General features: G+C 44.7%; 20 protein-coding genes. 12 read left to right on the top strand and 8 right to left on the bottom strand.

Annotated features, from left to right (window positions below; translation table 11 throughout):
• Positions 1-94: 94 nt before the first annotated feature.
• From H150_RS0102180 to pcnB, 6 genes are all read right to left on the bottom strand, one after another.
• Positions 95-493: a hypothetical protein gene (locus H150_RS0102180; RefSeq protein WP_019957407.1), complete on the bottom strand. Its 399-nt coding sequence runs from the start codon at positions 491-493 to the stop codon at positions 95-97.
• A gap of 3 nt (positions 494-496) precedes the next feature.
• Positions 497-1,336: a pantoate--beta-alanine ligase gene (gene panC / locus H150_RS0102175; protein WP_019957406.1), complete on the bottom strand. Its 840-nt coding sequence runs from the start codon at positions 1,334-1,336 to the stop codon at positions 497-499.
• Between the two features lie 78 nt (positions 1,337-1,414).
• On the bottom strand, positions 1,415-2,209 hold the full coding sequence (gene panB, locus H150_RS0102170) for a 3-methyl-2-oxobutanoate hydroxymethyltransferase (protein WP_019957405.1): 795 nt from the start codon (positions 2,207-2,209) through the stop codon (positions 1,415-1,417).
• A gap of 18 nt (positions 2,210-2,227) precedes the next feature.
• Positions 2,228-2,872 carry a deoxynucleoside kinase gene (locus H150_RS0102165; RefSeq protein WP_019957404.1) on the bottom strand — a complete coding sequence of 215 codons (645 nt, stop codon included), beginning with the start codon at positions 2,870-2,872 and terminating at the stop codon, positions 2,228-2,230.
• Between the two features lie 39 nt (positions 2,873-2,911).
• A complete protein-coding gene (gene folK, locus H150_RS0102160; protein WP_019957403.1) occupies positions 2,912-3,406 on the bottom strand; it encodes a 2-amino-4-hydroxy-6-hydroxymethyldihydropteridine diphosphokinase in 495 nt (164 codons plus the stop codon).
• Positions 3,407-3,409: 3 nt separating this feature from the next.
• Positions 3,410-4,771, bottom strand: coding sequence for a polynucleotide adenylyltransferase PcnB (gene pcnB, locus H150_RS0102155; RefSeq protein ID WP_155970376.1), 1,362 nt, complete (start codon positions 4,769-4,771; stop codon positions 3,410-3,412).
• A 192-nt stretch (positions 4,772-4,963) separates the two neighbouring features.
• Here pcnB and H150_RS0102145 point away from each other — a divergent pair, with 192 nt between their 5' ends.
• The 11 genes from H150_RS0102145 (at position 4,964) to H150_RS0102095 (ending at position 13,413) form a co-directional block, all read left to right on the top strand.
• Complete coding sequence (locus H150_RS0102145; RefSeq protein WP_019957400.1) at positions 4,964-5,155, top strand: DUF3460 family protein; 192 nt, start codon at positions 4,964-4,966, stop codon at positions 5,153-5,155.
• A gap of 5 nt (positions 5,156-5,160) precedes the next feature.
• Positions 5,161-5,838: a class I SAM-dependent methyltransferase gene (locus tag H150_RS0102140; protein ID WP_019957399.1), complete on the top strand. Its 678-nt coding sequence runs from the start codon at positions 5,161-5,163 to the stop codon at positions 5,836-5,838.
• A 4-nt stretch (positions 5,839-5,842) separates the two neighbouring features.
• Positions 5,843-6,553 carry a tetratricopeptide repeat protein gene (locus H150_RS14675; protein WP_081619526.1) on the top strand — a complete coding sequence of 237 codons (711 nt, stop codon included), beginning with the start codon at positions 5,843-5,845 and terminating at the stop codon, positions 6,551-6,553.
• Positions 6,554-6,569: 16 nt separating this feature from the next.
• On the top strand, positions 6,570-7,061 hold the full coding sequence (gene purE / locus H150_RS0102130) for a 5-(carboxyamino)imidazole ribonucleotide mutase (RefSeq protein WP_019957397.1): 492 nt from the start codon (positions 6,570-6,572) through the stop codon (positions 7,059-7,061).
• A gap of 104 nt (positions 7,062-7,165) precedes the next feature.
• On the top strand, positions 7,166-8,311 hold the full coding sequence (locus H150_RS0102125) for a 5-(carboxyamino)imidazole ribonucleotide synthase (RefSeq protein ID WP_019957396.1): 1,146 nt from the start codon (positions 7,166-7,168) through the stop codon (positions 8,309-8,311).
• 69 nt (positions 8,312-8,380) lie between these two features.
• On the top strand, positions 8,381-9,250 hold the full coding sequence (locus H150_RS0102120) for an NAD(P)H-hydrate dehydratase (RefSeq protein WP_019957395.1): 870 nt from the start codon (positions 8,381-8,383) through the stop codon (positions 9,248-9,250).
• Positions 9,251-9,349: 99 nt separating this feature from the next.
• Positions 9,350-9,478 (top strand): hypothetical protein, encoded by a 129-nt coding sequence (locus tag H150_RS15365; RefSeq protein WP_019957394.1) that lies wholly within the window; start codon positions 9,350-9,352, stop codon positions 9,476-9,478.
• A gap of 196 nt (positions 9,479-9,674) precedes the next feature.
• Positions 9,675-10,373, top strand: coding sequence for a CoA transferase subunit A (locus H150_RS0102110; RefSeq protein WP_019957393.1), 699 nt, complete (start codon positions 9,675-9,677; stop codon positions 10,371-10,373).
• A 13-nt stretch (positions 10,374-10,386) separates the two neighbouring features.
• On the top strand, positions 10,387-11,016 hold the full coding sequence (locus H150_RS0102105) for a 3-oxoacid CoA-transferase subunit B (RefSeq protein WP_019957392.1): 630 nt from the start codon (positions 10,387-10,389) through the stop codon (positions 11,014-11,016).
• Positions 11,017-11,113: 97 nt separating this feature from the next.
• Positions 11,114-11,914: a 3-hydroxybutyrate dehydrogenase gene (locus tag H150_RS0102100; RefSeq protein WP_019957391.1), complete on the top strand. Its 801-nt coding sequence runs from the start codon at positions 11,114-11,116 to the stop codon at positions 11,912-11,914.
• A 320-nt stretch (positions 11,915-12,234) separates the two neighbouring features.
• Positions 12,235-13,413, top strand: a complete 1,179-nt coding sequence (locus tag H150_RS0102095) for a PilT/PilU family type 4a pilus ATPase (protein ID WP_019957390.1) — start codon at positions 12,235-12,237, stop codon at positions 13,411-13,413.
• Positions 13,414-13,492: 79 nt separating this feature from the next.
• Here the strand turns inward: H150_RS0102095 and H150_RS0102090 are convergent, their stop codons facing one another.
• Positions 13,493-14,458, bottom strand: a complete 966-nt coding sequence (locus tag H150_RS0102090) for a histone deacetylase family protein (protein ID WP_019957389.1) — start codon at positions 14,456-14,458, stop codon at positions 13,493-13,495.
• A gap of 235 nt (positions 14,459-14,693) precedes the next feature.
• Here H150_RS0102090 and H150_RS0102085 point away from each other — a divergent pair, with 235 nt between their 5' ends.
• Positions 14,694-15,362 carry a DsbA family oxidoreductase gene (locus H150_RS0102085; protein ID WP_081619525.1) on the top strand — a complete coding sequence of 223 codons (669 nt, stop codon included), beginning with the start codon at positions 14,694-14,696 and terminating at the stop codon, positions 15,360-15,362.
• Positions 15,363-15,427: 65 nt separating this feature from the next.
• On the opposite strand, the gene H150_RS0102080 is transcribed toward H150_RS0102085, so the two are convergent.
• Entirely contained in the window at positions 15,428-15,730 is a 303-nt protein-coding gene (locus H150_RS0102080; RefSeq protein WP_019957387.1) for a hypothetical protein, read from the bottom strand.
• Between the last annotated feature and the right edge of the window lie 33 nt (positions 15,731-15,763).

Genomic DNA, 15,763 nt, shown 5'->3' with positions numbered 1-15,763 from the left:
CTGAACATGATTGAAGCATGGTTTTAGTACATTTCTGTACAAAAATACAAAAAAGCCACCTTTTCACAAAGATGGCTTGGTTTAATCCATACATTTACTGACGGTACAAACTCACAGGACAGTTTTGACCCAATGCATCAGAGCAATAACGCACATGATTGGCGTTTTCCCATTTTAAAAAATGGGTGGTACTTTGACCTGATTGGTTAGCACCGTTTCCAAAACAATCTACCATGCCATTGTCTTCTACAAACACCACATTCATTTGCGGCAATCCCGCTGTATTTTTCACTTCATAGCGCGCGCTGATACGCTCTAAAGCGCTGTTAATTTGCAAATTTCCATCGGCTTCAAAACGATAATATTCAGAACATTGAGCATTGTTTGGCACGGGCATTGCCCAACTTCCAACCAAATTGGTTTCTGTCACCGCCCATGCAGGCATAGCCATTGCCGACACTACCGCCGCTACCATCCATTGCTTGCAATTCATCACTTACCCTTCTAAATGTATTTCTAAATTATCAATCAAACGCGTGTTGCCTAAACGAGCCGCTGCCACAATCACCACGTGAGCATCGCCCGCATGAGCGACCTGTAAATCATGCGTATTGCGTACTTCCACGTAATCCACAACCCAAGCTTGTTCCGTCAAAGTTTTGACTGCTTGTTGCTCCAGTTTGGCATAGTCTTGGCGGCCTGAACGAATTTGGGCAGCCATTTGTGTCAAAGCTTGATACAACTGTGGCGCTTGCGCGCGTTCGGCTTCACTCAAATACCCATTGCGACTGGACAAAGCCAAACCATCCGCCGCACGACCTGTATCCACGCCAACAATTTTAATGTCCATATTCAAGTCTTCAACAAAGCCTCGAATCACCGCCAATTGCTGGTAATCTTTTTTGCCAAAACAAGCGACATCAGGTTTGACAATATTGAATAATTTGGTTACCACTGTTGCCACACCACGGAAATGACCCGGTCGGAACACACCACATAATTCATTTTGAATATTTGGTGGTTCCACATTATAGTGTTGGCTCACATGTGGATACAATTCCATTTCATTGGGCGCAAACAACACATCCACACCAGCGGCCTGTAACTTTTCAGCATCAACATCCAACGTGCGAGGATAAGACATAAAGTCTTCACCTTGACCAAATTGCAAACGATTCACAAAAATGCTGACCACAATCTTTTCAGCATGTTTCTTCGCCTCGGTCACCAAAGCCAAATGACCATCATGTAAATTGCCCATGGTTGGCACAAATGCCACCACGCCCGCTGCTTTGCGCCAAGCGCGTAAATCCTGAATGCTTGTGATAATTTGCATCACGATATCCTATTTTATGAAAGACAAAGGCCACCAATAATTCATTGGTAGCCTGATTTTGCTCAGATAAACTTTATCTTACTCGCTAAATTGATGCTCTGCAGCAGGGAATTCAGATTTTTTGACCGCATCCACATAAGCTTTGACTGCATCTTGAATGCTGTTTTGTCCTTGCATAAAATTGCGTACAAAGCGTGCCGTTTTGCCAGGATACACACCCAACATATCGTGCATCACCAATACTTGACCATCACAATCGACGCCAGCACCAATACCGATGGTCGGGCAAGCCAAAGAAGCAGTCACTTCAGCAGCCAAAGCCGCTGGTACGCATTCCATCAATACCAAAGCAGCACCTGCATCCGCATGGGCTTGGGCATCGGCTTTCAAAGCATTGGCAGCCACATCGCCTTTACCTTGTACTTTGTAACCGCCAAACGCATGCACAGACTGTGGCGTCAAACCAATGTGTGCACACACAGGAATGCCACGCATTTGCAAAAATTCAGTGGTTTCAGCCATCCAAGCACCACCTTCTAATTTGACCATATGCGCACCTGCCGCCATCAATTCAGAAGCGGCTGCAAATGCTTGCTCTTTGCTTTGCTGATAAGAGCCAAACGACAAATCCGTCACAATCATCGCATTTTGATTACCGCGTGCCACCGCTTTGGTGTGATAAACCATATCTGCTAAAGAAACTGGCAAAGTAGAATCATGACCTTGTACCGTCATGCCTAAAGAATCGCCCACGAGTAACATATCCACACCAGTATCACTCATCAAGCGGGCAAAACTGGCTTCATAACAAGTTAACATGGTGATTTTTTCACCAGCTTGTTTCATTTTTAATAAAGTACTTACAGTAATCATCGTGACTCTTTATATTTTTTAATACGTGGTGGTTTCATTCAAATTCAAATAATGACGTGAACCACGCATATTGTGCATGGTATCGAGCAACATTTGAAAATGGTCTTCATTGTGAATGAAATCCAATTCATCGGTATTGGCAATCAACAAAGGTGCATGAGTGTACAAATGGAAAAAATGGCTGTATTCCTCATCCACTTGTTTCATATAACCATTCGGGAATAATTTATAATGCGCTGATTGTGCAGTACTACCCGAATGTTTATTCGCATCTTGCTTGCCTTGCAAGTAAATGACCAAATCCGGTACCGGATATTCAGGCAAAACTTGCTGTTTGACTTGCCAATATAAGGTCGCCTCATCATCTTGCAAGACAATTGGCACAAATATTTGATCTTTTTCCAATAAAAAATCACTGACAACCCGTTGTTGTTGGCGATCTTCTTCTAAAACCATGGTCGCCGCCGCAGCTCGCTCCATCAAAAAATGCAATTGTGTAGCCAAACCATGATTCGTCGCATTCAAGTAAAACTTGGTCAAAAACGGGTTTTGCTCTGGGGCCTCACTCAGCAGCTCGCACTCAAAACGCTCGGCCAATTTACGACTCAAAGCCGTTTTACCACTTCCAATTGAACCTTCTACGACCAAATAGCGGTAATCCATCACTCAACTCCCGTTTCTATCCAAGTTATTGTATTTACTTCACATTACATCGTGCAAACACTCAATGTCACTGACATCTACTTGCGCCAATAAATCCGCAACACTGCCTTTTTCACCTAAATAAACATTTGGCACAATGTCATGTAAAGGCATCAATACAAAACCACGCTCATGCGCGCGAGGATGCGGTAAAGTCAAACGCTCTGTATTCCAAATTTGACCTGCGTAATCAATGATATCTAAATCCAAAGTACGTGGCGCATTTTGAAATGTCCGCTCACGTCCAAAATCTGCTTCAACTTGATTCAGAAGTTGTAACAATAACATGGGTTCAAGCGTGGTTTCTATTTGCACTGCAGCATTAATAAAGTCAGGCTGATCTAAATAACCTACAGGCGCTGTACGGTATAAACGAGAGGACGCAATAATGTCAATTGCATTATGCTTTTTCAAGCAATCAATGGCTCGTTGCACTTGAGCAACAGGCTCAGACAAATTGCTGCCCAAAGCAATCAAAGCAGTATATTTCAACATAGTTTAATTTTCATGAATCATAGAAGTGTTTTTCGGACGACGGCGACGGCGGCGTTTTTTAGGTTGTTCTATAACCACTGCTTCTACCGCTTCGGAATAAGGGCGCGCCGCAGTACCCACCATGGCCTCACGTTCATGAGTCGATACTTCTTGGAAACGCTGCCACCACAGCGCCGCCTCAGTATCAGCTTCTCCTACCTCATAGCGCAACAACAAAAAGTCGTACGCCGCTCTGAAACGTGGTTGTGCAATCAAGCGATAAGGACGCTGACCTTTTTGATTGTCAAATTGCGATTGCAATTGCCAAATCTCACGGCACATAGCCGTCATACGATGTGGCAAACCCCAGCGACTACCATCGAGTTCTTCTCGCACTGATTCCACAGCCGCACTCAAAGCCATAGATTTTTTCAGGCCGCTTGCTATAAAAAATTGCCACTGGTCTCGCACTTTAGGCCACAACAATGCTGCCAATAAAAAACCTACCGACACATGTTTGCCTTGTTTGATACGCAAGTCGGTATTTTTCAAAGCCAACTGAATAAAAGGCTCGTTCAAGTCTTGTGTCATCAATACTTGTAAAAACGGATGCACATTCGCTTGTATGCCAAAACGGCGAACATTTTGCAAACACGCCAAAGCATGACCAGACAATAACAATTTGATCAACTCATCGACCAAACGTGCAGGCGGTTCAGCGGCAAGCCACGGCGCACACTCTGCCATCACGTTGGCGATGGCATCATCCAATTCAAAGCCTAATTTGGTCGACAAACGCAAAGCACGCAACACTCGCACAGGGTCTTCGCGAAAACGCTGCTTAGGCTCGCCTATCATCACCAAGCGGCGTTTTTGAATGTCCGCCATACCATGATGATAATCAATAACCTGATTGGCGATGGCATCGTAATACAAAGCATTGCATGTAAAATCACGACGCAAAGCGTCTTCAGCTTGCGAGCCAAACGTGTTGTCACGCATGATGCGACCTTGCTCATTTTGCTGCATCTGATCGCCACCACGATAAGTAGTCACTTCGATGGTTTCAGCACCCATCATCACATGCACAATGCGAAAACGGCGACCAATAATGCGGCTGCGTTTGAACACTGCCTTGACTTCTTCTGGCGTGGCATTGGTAGCGATATCAAAATCTTTAGGCGATTGACCCACCAATAAATCACGTACACCGCCGCCGACCACCATGGCATCATAGCCAGATTGATGTAATTGTTTGACCACTTTTTGCGCTGCATGGCTTAGGCGCGACAAGCTCAAACCAAACTCATTACCATCCCAAATATGGACAGGTAACGATGGTAAATCAGTGGTCAACAAAGGGGATAACTTCTTTTTTGAATTCATGTGTATCGATGCTGGCAAACAGCATCACAGTAAATATAGTGGGCTCATTATACGTCAATTGCTCGGTTTTCATGCGAACCACGCCAATTTATGCTGCAAGCTGCTACCTAGTGGCCTGAAGTTTGGTTATAATACGCCTTTATTTTTTGCTGGCTCAAGCCATAGCTTGAGCATGATAAGACAGAGCCAACTATGTACAATTACCAATCAGATTTCACCAAATTCATGAATGAATACTTGGAGCAAAATCCAGATGTGGCCGCTGAGCGCCTGACCAATCGTGCCAAATTGTGGGACGTGACTTTGAAAAACGAAGAACAAGCCGACTTCGAAGCCGCTGAATTGCCAAAGCCAGCTTACACTTACCAACCTAGCGCTGAGTAATTGTTGTGACAGTGGCTTCTTGGAGTATTGCTCCTGAATTGGCGCAATATTTACATGCTATTGGTCCTAGCGAACCGAACATTTTAAAACGCTTGCGTGAGCGCAACGAAGGTCATCGCTTGGGCAAAATGAGTTTGGCACCTGAGCAAGCGCAATTATTGGTATGGTTAGCCAAGCTCACAGGCGTGAAACGTTATTTAGAATTGGGCGTGTTCACAGGCTATAGCAGCACTGCGATGGCTTTGGCTTTGCCTGAAGATGGCCGCATTGTTGCCTGTGATTTGAATGCCAGCTTCACCGCTTTGGCACAAGAAGCATGGCAAGAAGCAGGTGTCAGCGATAAAATTCAATTGCGTTTACAGCCTGCCTTATTCAGTTTAGAAGAGTTGCTAGACGAAGGCATGGCAGGCACGTTTGACATGGCATTCATTGATGCCGACAAAGCGCCCACACCTGAATATGTAGACTTGTGTTTGCAACTGGTTCGAGATGGCGGCATCATTGCCATAGACAATGTTTTACTAGGCGGTCGTGTGTTACAGGACGCTGATGAACACAGTCCACCGAGCGTCGCGATTTTGCAGCAATTCAATCGCAATATGCCGCAAGATCCTCGTTACATGGCCATTACCTTGCCTGTTGGCGATGGCATGACTTTACTGATTAAACATCCACAAGGTTGACATCATGATAAGGCGTTTGAGTGTGATTTTGGCAACCATGATGAGCATCAACGCGTGTAGCCAAATGACGGCGCCTTCATCGTTCAACACTTCCACACATACGCCCCCTTTGCCCACTGCATCTGCATCGACTCCCGTAGCACCAGCACATCACGATGATATGGATGACATTGATGAAGTGGAAATTTTGCAAGAGCATGTGAAATTGCTAGAGCAAAATCTGTTTTTAATGCAAGAACAAATGCGTGCTTTGCAACGCCAACAAGTGGCTTTGAATCAAAACATGGAGCACGTTGCTAAAAATCAACGCATTCATGTCAAAACCGTTGACATCGAAACACACAACGACTTGCCGCACGATGCCACTTATTCTCGTGCATATGCACAATATCAAAAAAAACAATACGCCCAAGCCATACAAACTCTCAAGCCATACAACAGTGGTGGCAGTGGCTCAACTGATGCCATTAACGGCATGTATTTGTTGATGCTGTCGCACAAACAACTCAAACAATGTGAGTCCACCATCACCATCGGACGCCAATTTCAACAACGTTTCCCTACCCACATTCGGGCAGCGGAAGCGCTTTACAGTGTTGGTCAATGCCAATACGATATGCAGCAAAAAGACATCGCCCGTGAAACATGGAAACGTGTGCGTGTGCTTTATCCTCACAGCGCCGCCGCTCGTATGGCTGCGCAGCAATTACGATAAGTTAAGGAAAACTCTAATGGTACAAGTGGGCATTATTATGGGCAGCAACAGTGACTGGAACGTCATGCAATATGCCGCCGCCTTCTTACAAGAATTTGGTGTGGCTTTTGAATGCAAAGTCGTGTCAGCGCATCGTACCCCTGATTTGATGTTTGAATATGCCGAACAAGCGCGCGAACGTGGTTTGAAAGCCATCATTGCAGGCGCAGGTGGTGCGGCGCATTTGCCTGGCATGGTTGCGGCTAAAACCACTTTGCCTGTTTTGGGTGTGCCTGTACCAAGTAAATATTTGCGTGGTGAAGATTCTTTGTTGTCGATTGTCCAAATGCCCAAAGGCGTACCTGTAGCAACTTTTGCCATTGGTGAAGCGGGTGCTGCGAACGCCGCTTTGTTTGCCATTTCTTTGCTTGCCAATGAAAACCCTGAATTGGCTCAAAAATTAGCAGACTTCCGTCAAAAACAAACCGACACGGTTTTGGCCATGGATTTACCTGCTGTTGACTTGTAAGACCTTACAGGACGCTTGTACACCTGACCACTCTCAGCGTTGCGGTGTCATCAGCGTCCTGTAAACCCTATCTGCATTTTCAAATTGAATAAGTAAACGACACCATGCACATTTCTACCCCCATCTTACCTCCTGCTCGTTTGGGCATTTTAGGCGGCGGCCAATTAGGTCGCATGTTCACCGTGGCAGCCAAAACCATGGGCTACCAAGTGGTGGTACTCGATCCAGATCCATTGGCACCTGCGGCTGAATTTGCCGATGAACATTTGTGCGCCGCTTTCACCGATGAAGCCGCTTTGGCACAATTGGCGCAATGTGCTGCAGTGACGACTGAATTTGAAAATGTTAGCGCCGATGCGATGCGTTCTTTGGCACAACACACCATTGTTTCTCCAAGTGGCGATTGCGTCGCCATTGCACAAAACCGCATTTTGGAAAAAGCATGGATACGCAAAGCAGGTTTGGAAACCGCTCCTTACCAAGTGATAGAACAAGAATCTGATATTTCCGATGCATCGGAAGCATTTTTACCAGGTATTTTGAAAACAGCGACTTTAGGCTACGATGGCAAAGGTCAAATTCGTGTCAAAACCTTGTCTGAATTGGTGGCCGCTTTCAAACAACACCAAGGCGTGGCGTGTGTACTTGAGAAAATGGTGGATTTGCGTAGCGAAATTTCGGTGATTGTGTGTCGTTTGAATAACGACACCAGCATGTGTTTTGATCCTGCTGAAAACGAACACATTGATGGCATTTTGGCATATTCGATTGTGCCTGCACGCTTGCCTGAATCTTTGCAACAACAAGCCAAAGACATGGCCAAACGCTTGGCAGATGAATTAAATTATGTAGGCGTATTGGCGGTAGAAATGTTTGTGGTGGGCGATGATGCACAATTGGTGGTCAATGAAATCGCCCCTCGTCCGCACAATTCAGGACACCATACCATCAATGCCTGTGTGACCGATCAATTTCAACAACAAGTGCGTTTGATGTGCGGCCTGAATCCTGGCGACACATCGTTGTTATCGCCTTGCACTATGGCAAATATTTTGGGTGATGTGTGGGGCGAAGATGGTTCTGAACCCAATTGGTTGCCATTGCAACAACACGCAGCCAGCCATTTGCATTTGTATGGCAAAAAATCGGCTCGTAAAGGTCGTAAAATGGGCCATTTCACCACATTGGCACAGGACGCTAATCAAGCTTACCAATGGGCACAAGACTTACATGCCCAACTGAAAAAATAAAGTGTATGCTTGCAAGCAGCCTACGGGCTGCTTTTTTTATAGCTCATTGATTTACAGGACGCTTCATTTATGAACATTCCTTGGCATATTTACCGCAGTTTTGCGCAGCAACATTTTCCTGATGTGCTCAAACCTCGTGCAAAAGACAGCCACAAAGGCACTCATGGTACAGTTGGCATCATTGGCGGCAATGTTGGTATGAGTGGTTCGGTCATTATGGCTGCCAAAGCCGCCCTGAAATTGGGTGCAGGCAAAGTCAAAATTGGCTTTGTGCAAAACAGCTTGCCTATGCCTGTTTTGGAAAGCCAGCCTGAAATTATGTTGTACACTGCCCAACAATTGTTGCAACAACAAGACATTAACGCATGGCTTATAGGATGCGGAATGGGTACAGATAACAATGCTTGCCATATTTTACAAACATTGTCTGAACATCAATTACACAAACCCATTGTTTGGGATGCGGATGCGTTAAATTTATTGGCGAAGTATACAAAATTTCACACTTTATTAAACTCAAACCACATCATCACCCCTCACCCCACAGAAGCAGCAAGATTGTTGCAACAGCAAACCGCTGAGATTCAAGCACAGCGGACGCTCGCTGCTTTAAATTTATATCAGCAATACCACTGTATCAGCGTCTTAAAAGGCTATCAAACTTTGGTACAAATCACTGATACTCAATACTATTTAAATGAAAGTGGTCATGCAGGTTTGGCAACGGCAGGCAGTGGTGATGTTTTGGCTGGCATGATGGTCAGTTTGCTTGCTCAAGGCATGGATTGCGCTCAAGCGGCTTGCGCAGCTGTGTGGTTACATGGCGTTGCAGCTGAAATTTTGTCTTTACAACAGATTGGACCTATTGGTATGGTAGCAACAGAGTTGATTGATGCAGCAAGACAGCTGCGCAACCAACTGTTGATGACAGACAATTGATTTTATAGACTGATTTGGTCACGATTTTGTCATCAATGACGGTTAAGATGCCACGCATCTGAACCATTAATGATAATAAATAAGAAAAGGATAGAGATCATGCAACACCGTCGCAGAATGCAAAACTTTCAAGCCTTACAACACACTCGCCGCCAAGTGGCTGATAAAAACAGCACTGTACCTGTGCCACAAGCAGAGCCTGCTGTGAGCCATGTCAGCGAGCGTTAATCCATCTGCTTTTAAACAGCAACCGACTGAGCCATTCGCAAGAGTGGCTTTTTATTTTGATACAATATGTATCGAAATTGTATAAGACGGTTTCCATGTTGTTGATTCGGTGTTAAGGTTTCCATCTAGTAAAGTTGGCAAAATACTTTGCGTAATTCATACCTACAAAGAAAATCAAAGAAATTGAGGAGTCTGAATGAATAAGCTTTATCCTGATGCAGCCACTGCTTTGGCTGATGTCATTGCCGACGGTCAGACTGTGGCTGTGGGTGGTTTTGGTTTGTGCGGCATTCCTGAAAGTCTGATTGTGGCAGTGCGTGACAGTGGCAAAACCGATTTAACTTGCATCAGCAACAACGCAGGTGTCGATGGTTTTGGCTTGGGTTTGCTGTTGGAAACCCGCCAAATTAAAAAAATGATTGCTTCTTATGTCGGTGAAAACAAGGAATTTGAACGCCAATATTTGGCAGGCGAATTGGAAGTAGAATTGACGCCACAAGGCACTTTGGCGGAAAAATTGCGCTCAGGCGGCGCTGGTATCCCTGCCTTTTTCACCAAAACAGGCGTAGGCACACAAATTGCCGAAGGCAAAGACGTTAAAATATTCAACGGTCAAGAATACATTTTAGAAGAAACCTTAACCGCGGATGTGGCTTTGGTCAAAGCACAAAAAGCCGATAAAGCGGGCAACTTGATTTTCAATAAAACGGCACGAAATTTCAACCCAGAATGTGCCATGAGCGGACGCATTACCATTGTGGAAGTGGAAGAAATTGTGGAAATTGGCGAATTAGACCCCAACCACATTCACTTGCCCGGCATTTACGTACAACGCATTGTGGTGAATGCCCACCCTGAAAAACGCATCGAAAAACGCACTTTGCGTGACGCTTAAGAAAGGATACACAATGGCTTGGACACACGATCAAATGGCAGCACGCGCTGCGCAAGAGTTACAGGACGGTTTTTATGTGAATTTGGGCATAGGCTTGCCGACTTTGGTCGCCAATCACATTCCCGAAGGCGTGGATGTGTGGTTGCAATCTGAAAACGGCTTACTGGGCATTGGCGAATTTCCTACCGAAGACACCATAGACCCCGACTTAATCAATGCAGGCAAACAAACCGTGACCGCACGCCAAGGCGCAAGCTTTTTTTCAAGCTCAGAATCGTTTGCGATGATACGCGGTGGTGCGGTGAATTTGGCGATTTTGGGCGCGATGGAAGTCGCGGGCAATGGCGATTTGGCCAACTGGATGATACCGGGGAAAATGGTCAAAGGCATGGGCGGTGCGATGGATTTGGTAGGCGGCGTACAACGCGTGATTGTGTTGATGGAGCATTGCACCAAAAAAGGCGAATCCAAAATCTTGCCAAGTTGCACTTTGCCTTTAACCGGCAAAGGCGTGGTCAACCGCATCATCACCGATTTGGGTGTGTTAGACATTACCACTGAAGGTGTGAAATTGGTAGAGTTGGCAGAAGGCGTGAGTTTGGAAGACTTACAAAATGCTACTGCCGTCCCTGTTTTAGTTTAAATTCAAGCCATCAAGCGTCCTGTAAGCTTTACAGGACGCTCAATTGCCAGTTTGATACTCAAAGCACTGTCATTCACATATTGAAAAAGGAAGCTTTATGCCAACACAATTAAGCACTCAATTACAAGGGCAAGTAGCATTGGTCACAGGTGCTGCAAGCGGTCTTGGGCGTGACATTGCCGAAACTTTTGCACAAGCAGGTGCAGCCGTTGGCATTGCCGATTTGAATTTGGCTGGCGCACAAGCCACCGCCGATGCCATCAACGCAGCAGGCGGCAAAGCCATTGCCATTGAAATGGATGTCACCAATGAAGAAGCAGTGATAGCGGGTACACAAAAATTGGTCGACGCATTTGGTCGCTATGATATCTTGGTATCCAACGCAGGCATCCAAATCATCGATTCGATTGCCAACATGCCTTATTCGCAATGGCAAAAAATGCTGAATATTCATTTAGGCGGTGCATTTTTGACCACGCAAGCGGCCTTAAAACACATGCACCAACAAACAGAACCTAGCACAGTCATTTACATGGGTTCGGTGCATTCGCATTTGGCATCGCCCTTAAAAGCGCCTTATGTTACCGCCAAACATGGTTTATTGGGTTTGGCGCGGACTTTGGCCAAAGAAGGTGCACCACACAATGTGCGTTCGTATGTGGTGTGTCCGGGCTTTGTTAAGACACCGTTGGTGGAAAAACAAATTCCCGAACAAGCGCTTGAACGTGGTATCAGCGAAGAAGAAGTGGTTAAAAATGTCATGCTCGGTCAAACCGTAGATGGCGAATTCACCACCACCGATGACATCGCCCAATTGGCATTGTTTTTAGCCGCCTTTCCTACTTCAGCCTTAACAGGGCAATCGTTTATTGCCAGCCATGGTTGGCACATGCATTAATCGATCACATCGGTTTAAAAAAAGAACAAATACCGCAACAAATATTGGTATTTGTTCTTTTTTCCATTCAACTTAACATCATGCTTTATTTGAATTTAAAGCATTGATTTTTAATCAAAATTAAACAAATCCAATATTAAAAATACTTTAATTAATGACAAATTAATTAATGGTAGCGATCAGCGCCATATGTTTTTCATAAAAAATCACTCCCACTCATTTAAAACTTCCAAAATTGCCAGTAATATCCCATCCGAAATATCAAAATAAAACTTGTATTACTGGAATAATGCTGTATCAATGTAAAGGAAATCCCACCTATGGATCGCAAGCAAGCCTATCAATATGTTTGTGAATTGCTCAAACTCATGTTATCCAAAAAAAGCAGTGACTTATTCATTACGGTGAACTACCCTCCTGCTATGAAAATTGATGGCAAAATGACCAAAATGGATCCGCAAAATTTAACAGCGACGCATACTTTGGCATTGGTTCAATCCATCATGACGGAAAATCAAATCAAGGAATTTGAAACCACCAAAGAATGTAATTTTGCCATTTCTCCCAATGGCATTGGTCGTTTTCGTGTCAATGCTTTTGTACAACAAGGTTCGGCAGGGATGGTATTGCGTGTGATTCCAACCGAATTGCCGACCATTGATGGTTTGGGTGTGCCTGAAATTTTAAAAGATGTGGTAATGGCCAAACGTGGTTTGTGTATTTTGGTGGGCGGCACAGGCTCGGGCAAATCCACCACGCTCGCGGCGATGGTAGACTATCGCAATGAAAACTCACACGGTCACATCATCACCATCGAAGACCCTGTGGAATTTGTACATCCACACAAAAACTGCGTGGTGATGCAGCGTGAAGTGGGCATTGATACCGACAATTGGGAAATTGCTTTGAAAAACACCTTGCGCCAAGCGCCTGATGTGATTTTGATGGGTGAGATTCGCGATGCGGAAACGATGGAACACGCGATGGCGTTTGCCGAAACGGGTCACTTGTGTTTGGCCACGTTGCATGCCAACAGCGCCAACCAAGCGATTGACCGCATCATTAACTTCTTCCCAGAAGAACGCCACCAACAATTGCTGATGGACTTGTCTTTGAATTTGCGTGGCATGGTTTCACAACGTTTGATTCCACGCAAAGGCGGTAAAGGACGTGCAGCTGCAATTGAAATCATGCTCAATAGTCCATTGATTTCTGAATTGATTTTCAAAGGTGAAACCGGTGAAATCAAAGAAATCATGAAAAAATCGCGCGAATTGGGCATGCAAACCTTTGACCAAGCTTTGTTTGATTTGTATATGCAAGACAAAATTTCATACGAAGAGGCTTTGCGCAATGCCGACTCGGTCAACGATTTGCGCTTGACCATCAAATTGCATGGCGACCAAAAACCCATCGATGGTGTGGACGAAAACCACGACCCATTGGCAGCATTGAATTTGATGAACGATGCTGATTTGGCAGAGGCTTTGAACTCTTAAACCAAGTTTAAAATGATTAAAAAGCGTCCTGTAATCTTTACAGGACGCTTTTTATATCTGGATATTAAGCAATCAATTTTTAAGCATCTGCCAAAACTTTGACATGTACCGCCACGCTGCGCGCCAACGAGGACAAATCATAACCACCTTCTAAAACCGACACAATACGCCCATCGCACCATTTTTTTGACCACTTCACAATGCGCTCAGTGATCCATTTGTAATCCGCTTCAACCAAGCCAAAATTGCCCATATCGTCTTCCAAATGCCCATCGAATCCTGCACTGATAAACACCATTTGCGGCTGAAACTCCTCCAATTTGTATTGCCACAAATCTGCGACCACTTCACGCACCTCTTGCCCATGCGTGCCTGATTTTAAAGGTGTGTTGACAATATTGGGATTACTGCCCAAGGCTTTGTCGCCGCTATACGGGAAAAATGGATGTTGGAATAAAGACAGCAACATGACCCGTTCATCGTCTTTGAAAATCTCTTCTGTGCCATTACCATGATGCACATCGAAATCCAAAATCGCCACCCGCTCCAAACCATGCTCAGCAATGGCATGCATCGCCCCAACAGCCACATTATTGAAAAAACAAAAACCCATGGCTTTGTCGCTGCAAGCATGGTGTCCTGGCGGACGAATGGCACAAAATGCATTCGGTGCTTGCTTTTTCATGACCATATCAACCGCCTTAATCACCGCTCCTGCACTGTGTCTGGCAGCATTCAAAGTCGCACTGTTCATCGCCGTATCGGTGTCGACACGAAACGTGCCCACATGCGGCTGTACCGATTCCAAATAAGACAAATAACGCGGTGTATGCACACGTGATAATTGAATATCACTGACTTCGGGTGCTTCAATTTCATGCAAAAAGTCGAAAATTTGCGAAGCCATCAAACGGTCTTTAATGGCAGCCAAACGCTCAGGTCCTTCAGGATGGCCCTCACCCATATTGTGTTCCAAACACTTACCATGGGTAATATATGCCGTCATACCACGTTGATTGAGATCATGCAGATATTGCTTCGTCATTTTCAACCCTCTTTGTAGATAATTGATCCAATTCATATTATTTTTCTATATTTCATTGACTGCTGCGCTTAATGTAATCCATTTATGACATTGGTTAGCAAAATCATGATACTCCCGTTTGTGACTACTGAACAGAATCAAACAAATGTCCAAATTTGATTTAAATACAATAACTGCGTATTAAAGCGTGTTGTGGTATGTTTGAGTCTTGATGATGTCACTAAAGCAATGAACCATGATGAAAATTGAAATTTGGTCAGATTATGTCTGCCCGTTTTGCTATATCGGCAAAGCCAATTTATTGCAAGCCTTAACTGAACTGCAAGTAGAAGCCGAATTTGTTTGGCGCAGTTTTGAATTAGACCCAACCTATCCTATCGATGGTCCTAGCCATCATTACGATGTGTTACAACAAAAATTCCAAGTCAGCGCCGAACAAGCGGCTGAAAAATGTGGACAGTTGGCAAAGATTGGCGAAAGCTGCGGCCTGAAAATGGATTTTGAACAAGCCTATTATGGCAATACTTTCTTGGCTCACCAATTACAGCAATACGCCAACAGCATTGGTAGTGAGCAAGGTCACGCTATAAACCAACTTTTATTTGATGCGGTATTCAATCGTGGTTTGAATATCAATCATATCGATGTTCTAGCTGATTTGGCTACTGAAGCGGGCTTAAACCATACTGCCACGCAAAAAGCATTACAAAGCCAAGCATTTGCTACGGCAGTGCGAGTAGATAAAGCATCAGGACAAGAATTAAACATCACAGGCGTGCCATTTTTTGGTTTTGATGGCCGTTTGGCGGTGGCAGGAGCCCAATCCATTGATGCATTCAAAGAAGTGATTCAACATATTTTGAATCATGATGCATCTGAAGATGCCAAACTAACCCGCCAATAATCAGCACACTGATATCAATATACAGCCCAAAGTACCTCGATACTTTGGGCTTTTGTGTTGGGATATTATGCCGCCATCGCTTTGCGCTGACCAAACAACACTTGGGCTTGTGCTCGAATCTCAATCAAATCAGACACATTCAGACGCACCGCAGGGCGTAATTTCAAACAAGCCTCATCGCTTAAACCATGTATGCCACCGCTCAAACCATCACACCACGCATCTTCTTGCACATGGTATTGCCCAAGGTGTAATATTTGTGAGCATTGCACAGGATTGACCCACCACACCCCCACAACGTGTGAATGTTCAATGGTTTTGAAAACAATGTCACAATTTAAAGCCGCAATATTACAATAAGTATTCATCGTATTTTCTTTCTTGATTTAGCGTTTGATTGG

The sequence above is a fragment of the Vitreoscilla stercoraria DSM 513 genome (genome assembly GCF_000382305.1).
In the GTDB taxonomy this organism is placed as follows: Bacteria; Pseudomonadota; Gammaproteobacteria; order Burkholderiales; family Neisseriaceae; genus Vitreoscilla; species Vitreoscilla stercoraria.
Note: the sequence above shows the minus strand (reverse complement) of the source record. Positions and strands in the feature narration are given on the sequence as shown.

Bases quoted from the DNA above. Each gene is read 5' to 3' on its own strand.
- H150_RS0102180 (WP_019957407.1), bottom strand. From the start codon at position 493: ATGAATTGCAAGCAATGGATGGTAGCGGCGGTAGTGTCGGCAATGGCT.
- panC (WP_019957406.1), bottom strand. From the start codon at position 1,336: ATGCAAATTATCACAAGCATTCAGGATTTACGCGCTTGGCGCAAAGCA.
- panB (WP_019957405.1), bottom strand. From the start codon at position 2,209: ATGATTACTGTAAGTACTTTATTAAAAATGAAACAAGCTGGTGAAAAA.
- H150_RS0102165 (WP_019957404.1), bottom strand. From the start codon at position 2,872: ATGGATTACCGCTATTTGGTCGTAGAAGGTTCAATTGGAAGTGGTAAA.
- folK (WP_019957403.1), bottom strand. From the start codon at position 3,406: ATGTTGAAATATACTGCTTTGATTGCTTTGGGCAGCAATTTGTCTGAG.
- pcnB (WP_155970376.1), bottom strand. From the start codon at position 4,771: ATGAATTCAAAAAAGAAGTTATCCCCTTTGTTGACCACTGATTTACCA.
- H150_RS0102145 (WP_019957400.1), top strand. From the start codon at position 4,964: ATGTACAATTACCAATCAGATTTCACCAAATTCATGAATGAATACTTG.
- H150_RS14675 (WP_081619526.1), top strand. From the start codon at position 5,843: ATGATAAGGCGTTTGAGTGTGATTTTGGCAACCATGATGAGCATCAAC.
- purE (WP_019957397.1), top strand. From the start codon at position 6,570: ATGGTACAAGTGGGCATTATTATGGGCAGCAACAGTGACTGGAACGTC.
- H150_RS0102125 (WP_019957396.1), top strand. From the start codon at position 7,166: ATGCACATTTCTACCCCCATCTTACCTCCTGCTCGTTTGGGCATTTTA.
- H150_RS0102120 (WP_019957395.1), top strand. From the start codon at position 8,381: ATGAACATTCCTTGGCATATTTACCGCAGTTTTGCGCAGCAACATTTT.
- H150_RS15365 (WP_019957394.1), top strand. From the start codon at position 9,350: ATGCAACACCGTCGCAGAATGCAAAACTTTCAAGCCTTACAACACACT.
- H150_RS0102110 (WP_019957393.1), top strand. From the start codon at position 9,675: ATGAATAAGCTTTATCCTGATGCAGCCACTGCTTTGGCTGATGTCATT.
- H150_RS0102105 (WP_019957392.1), top strand. From the start codon at position 10,387: ATGGCTTGGACACACGATCAAATGGCAGCACGCGCTGCGCAAGAGTTA.
- H150_RS0102100 (WP_019957391.1), top strand. From the start codon at position 11,114: ATGCCAACACAATTAAGCACTCAATTACAAGGGCAAGTAGCATTGGTC.
- H150_RS0102095 (WP_019957390.1), top strand. From the start codon at position 12,235: ATGGATCGCAAGCAAGCCTATCAATATGTTTGTGAATTGCTCAAACTC.
- H150_RS0102090 (WP_019957389.1), bottom strand. From the start codon at position 14,458: ATGACGAAGCAATATCTGCATGATCTCAATCAACGTGGTATGACGGCA.
- H150_RS0102085 (WP_081619525.1), top strand. From the start codon at position 14,694: ATGATGAAAATTGAAATTTGGTCAGATTATGTCTGCCCGTTTTGCTAT.
- H150_RS0102080 (WP_019957387.1), bottom strand. From the start codon at position 15,730: ATGAATACTTATTGTAATATTGCGGCTTTAAATTGTGACATTGTTTTC.